Source organism: Thermophilibacter sp. ZX-H3 (assembly GCF_052599055.1).
This window is the reverse complement of sequence record NZ_JBQXES010000004.1, coordinates 1-4,513: the sequence shown is the minus strand read 5'-3', so window position 1 is coordinate 4,513 and position 4,513 is coordinate 1. Positions and strand designations below refer to the sequence as shown.

Below are 4,513 nucleotides of genomic sequence, written 5' to 3'. Positions count from 1 at the left end.
GCCTTGCCCCCGCACGGCCACTCCGCGGGGGCAAGGCGACGTTTCCGGCCCGCGGGCCCACGCCAGGACGGCGAGAAGGACGGGCGAGCTCGCCGGCTCCCAGCCCCCGTTTACGGCACGGGGCCACCTGCGACGAACGGATTCATACGCTCCGCTTGCATCGCTCAGACGCCAAACTGACAGCCGCCTGATAGACGAAACCTAGACTCCCTTCCAGAGCGCCCTCGGGCGCGCATCTGCCGTGACAAAGGATTGGAGTCTGGATGTCCCCCATGACCTCTCAGCCGCGCGGCGGCCTCTCGCGCCGCAGCTTCCTCAAGCTCGTCATCGCTGCCGGGGGCGCCTCGGCCGCCGCGGGCTCCCTTGTTCCCGAGACGGCGCACGCGGAGGAGGCCTACCCCGAGAGATTCACGTTTGCCGTGATGAGCGACGTCCACCTCTTTGCGCCTGACCTCTGGAGCGACTGCCCCGACTACACCACGGCGGAGAACTCCGACCGCAAGATGTTCCGCGAGAGCTCGGACATCCTTGACAAGGCGCTCGCCGACGTCGTGGCAGCCAAACCGGACATGGTCCTCGTTCCCGGCGACCTCACCAAGGACGGCGAGCTCGTCTGCCACGAGTGGGTGCGCGATCGCTTTGCCGCCGCCAGGCAGCAGCTCGCCGCCGCCGGCGTCGACACGCAGTTCTACGTGATCAACGGCAACCACGACCTCAACAACCACCACGGCAAGGACTTCTCTGGCGGCAGCTCCGCGGATGCCGAGCGCACCGACCCGCTGACCTACAAGTCCCTCTGGGCCGAGTGCGGCTACACGGATACGGTCGCCTACGACGCGGACGGCACCGCCGACGGCAGCCTCAGCTACGTTGCCCACCCGTGCCCCGGCCTCACGCTGATCGCCGTGGATACCTGCAAGTACAACGTTGCCGCCGAGGACGGGACGCTCGCGCAGGAGACGAGCGGCCACGTCTCCGCCGACCTGCTCGCCTGGGTCTGCGACCAGGCTCGCGAGGCGCGCGCCGCCGGTGACGTGGTCGTGGCCTTCCAGCACCACGGCATCGTCCCGCACTTCGGCTACGAGCCCGTCATCTTTGGCGAGTACCTCGTGGACGACTACGAGGCCGTGGCCAAGGCCTACGCCGACGCCGGGATCTCCGCCGTCTTCACCGGCCACATGCACGCCAACGACATCGCGGCGGCCACCTACGGCGAGAACACCATCTACGACATCGAGACCGGCTCGCTCGTGACCTACCCGTCCCGCATGCGCATGGGCTCCCTCGAGTTCGCGCAGGGGGGCGAGAGGCTCGAGTGCACGCTGACAGTGGACTCTCATGACCTGGGGGACGTGACGCTTGACGAGTGCGGCCTTGCCACCACTGCGGGCATCACCTCCTACGGCAAGGAGCGCACGCTCACCGTGGATTCCGTGACCACGATGCTCAACGGCTACGTCGTTGACCCGCTCGTCGCGCAGATCGACGCCGCCGGCGGCATCACCCCGGTGATCGCCGGTCTTGTGGGCTGCGAGGCGGCGGCCCTTCCCGAGGTCGTCTGGTCGCTGCTCGCCGGCATCCTGCCCGGCTCCCCCGAGGCGGCTGTCGAGGCGGGGCTCAGCTTCGACGTGCTCTCGAGCACCGTCGCCATCTACTACAACGCCGAGACCGACCAGATCGAGGCGGCCGAGCCCGCCGATCCCGCCGCCGCAGCGGCTCCGGCGGCCGTCACGCTTGACCTCACCAGCACCGATGCGGCGGAGTTCGCGGACGCGCTCGCCGCGACGCCCATGACGCTCGCCGCGGGTGAGCTCGTGCTCCACATCACGCACGTCGATTTCAGCGCCTTCCTCGCCAAGCTTCTGGACGAGCTCGACGCAAAGGTGTTCATGAGCGAGACCGGCCGGCCGGCGCTGATCGGCATCCTGACGGGCGTCGTGAGGTCGCTGCTCGAGGCCCCGGTTGACGAGGACCCCGCGCATACCGTCCTCGGGCTCGTTGACTTTGCCTACCAGGCGCACCTCATGGGCTGCGAGCAGTCCGCAGACTGGGTCGAGATGGCCATCGAGGGCGTGGGCGCGGCCGAGAACAACCTCCTCGAGTCCGTTGCGGGAACCTGCCTCGACACCGCGCTCGAGGGCAGCGAGTTCATGGACCTCGCCCGCACGGTCACGTTCAACCTCAACGAGCTCATCGTCGGCGACAACAGCCTCGGCAAGCTCGCGATGATGCTCCTGCTGGGCAACAAGAAGAATCTGGCCGAGCTGCTCCAGCTCGTCTCGGGGACCCTCGGCATCGAGCTCGGCGGCACGCTCGCCGGTCTTCTCGTGGGCCTCTCGCTCTTCAACGACGAGCCGCTGACCACCACCGCCCAGAACGCGCTCGACACGCTGGTGCACGACACCAACGTCACCGAGGACCACGACTTCTCGCTCAAGGCCTCCGCGGCCCTGCCCAGCGACCCCGGCGGGGACGAGGACGTCGTCGACAAGTCCGGGCTCCAGGCGGCCATCGACCAGGCCAGCGCCCTCGACGTCTCCGGCGCCTCCCAGTCCGCGCTCGACCAGTACTACGGTGCCCTCGCCGCCGCGCTGCGCGTCGCGAGCGATCCCGATGCCACCGCGGCCGAGGTCGATGCCGCCCGCAGCGCCCTCGCCGCCGCCATCCAGGCGGTCAGGAACAGCCAGGCGTCCGGTGGCGACGGCGGGTCCGGGAGCGGCAACCCCGGCTCCGGCTCCGGAAACGGCGGGGGCGGCTCCTCCGGCAGCCCCGGTGCTGGCGGCTCCGGCAACGGCGGCTCCGGCTCCGGCAGGCCCGGCGCCGGCAAGCTGCCCGACACCGGCGACCGCTCAGGCACCGTGGCCCCCGTCGCCGCGGCCGTTCTTGGCGGCATTGCGGTTGCCGCCGGCGTCGGCGTCCGCGCGATGGGCGGCTCCGCGGAGGAGTAGCCCCCATTCTTCCGGCTTGGCCGCATCAGACCGTCGCCAATCCCCCGCGGACCGGTCGTGCGGGGGATTGGCGACGGTTCTTCTCGCCAAAGCGTCGCCTTGCCCCCGCGGAGTGGCCGTGCGGGGGTGAGGCGACGCTTCTGGCCCGCGGGCCCGCGCCCGGACCGGCTACACTGGTGGCGAGAAGAACCGTCGAGAAGGACCTCGTCCCAGGGAGCCCCATGGAGAAGATCGCCAGCTTCACCGTCAACCACCTCACGCTCGAGCCGGGCGTCTACGTGAGCCGCGTGGACGCCGACCCCGCCACCGGCGCCGTGGTCACCACCTTTGACCTGCGCCTCACCGCACCCAACCGCGAGCCTGTCATGGACACGTCCGCCGTCCACGCCATCGAGCACCTGGGCGCCACCTACCTGCGCAACGACCCCGCCTGGCGCGACCGCGTGGTCTACTTTGGCCCCATGGGCTGCCGCACGGGCTTCTACCTCATCCTCTTTGGGTCACACGCCTCGGCCGAGGTGGCGCCGCTCGTGCGGGCGACCTTCGAGTTCATCCGCGACTTCGAGGGGGAGATCCCCGGCGCGCGCCCGGAGGAGTGCGGCAACTGGCACGACGCCGACCTCGCGCAGGCCCGCTGGTGGGCGCGCCGCTACCTGGAGAACACGCTGGAGAACATCGACGAGGCGCACCTCGCTTATCCGCAGGAGTAGGGGGACAGAATGAAGATCGGAATCATCGGCGCCATGGACGTCGAGGTGGAGCACCTCAAGGCCGAGCTCTCGGACGCGCGCGCGGAACGCGTTGCCGGCACGGACTTCTGCTCCGGACGCCTGGGCGAGAAGGACGTGGTCGTGGTCAAGTGCGGCATCGGCAAGGTGAACGCCGGCATCTGCGCGCAGGTCCTGGCCGACCACTTCGGCTGCACGCACCTCATCAACACGGGCGTGGCGGGCTCGCTCGACGCCGCGCGCCTCGACATCGGCGACCTCGTGGTCTCCACGGACTGCGTCCAGCACGACTTCTCGGTCGGGGCGCTCGGCTACGCGCCCGGCCTCGTTCCCGGCCGCGAGCGCCCCGAGTACGTGGCCGACGCCGCGCTCCGCGACGCCGCACTCGCCGCCGCGGCGGCCGTCGCGCCCGAGGTGCGCGCGCTGCCCGGCCGCGTGGCCTCCGGCGACCAGTTCATCTCCGCGGAGGGGGACCGCCGCCGCATCGTGGGCACCTTCGGCGCGCTCTGCTGCGAGATGGAGGGGGCGGCCATCGCCCAGGCGGCCGAGGCCAACGGCGTGCCCTTCGTCGTGGTGCGCGCCATCTCGGATAAGCCCGGCAGCGAGGGCCAGGCCGTGGACTACGCCACCTTCGAGCGCGCCTCGGCCGAGCGCTGCGCCGGAATCGTCGAGCACATGGTGGCCGCGCTGTAGGCACGCGGATGCGGAGATGTGGCCCCTAACGAGCGGCATAGTTAGTCATCCGCTCCCTCGTCGCCTCGGCGATCGCCGCTGCGACCCACTCCTCGTTCTCCCTCTTCTCCCTCCGCGCGTTCCTGAACCTCCTGCCCGGCCCCT

The 4,513-nt window shown here is 70.4% G+C and carries 3 protein-coding genes; all 3 read left to right on the top strand.

The annotated features are described in order from the left end of the window. The first annotated feature begins 272 nt into the window (after nt 1-272). Nucleotides 273-2,948 (top strand): metallophosphoesterase family protein, encoded by a 2,676-nt coding sequence (locus ACULPM_RS02570; protein WP_445331787.1) that lies wholly within the window; start codon nt 273-275, stop codon nt 2,946-2,948. A 221-nt stretch (nt 2,949-3,169) separates the two neighbouring features. After that, a complete protein-coding gene (locus ACULPM_RS02565) occupies nt 3,170-3,658 on the top strand; it encodes an S-ribosylhomocysteine lyase (protein ID WP_445331788.1) in 489 nt (162 codons plus the stop codon). 9 nt (nt 3,659-3,667) lie between these two features. After that, complete coding sequence (locus tag ACULPM_RS02560) at nt 3,668-4,369, top strand: 5'-methylthioadenosine/adenosylhomocysteine nucleosidase (RefSeq protein ID WP_445331789.1); 702 nt, start codon at nt 3,668-3,670, stop codon at nt 4,367-4,369. Nucleotides 4,370-4,513: the final 144 nt, after the last annotated feature.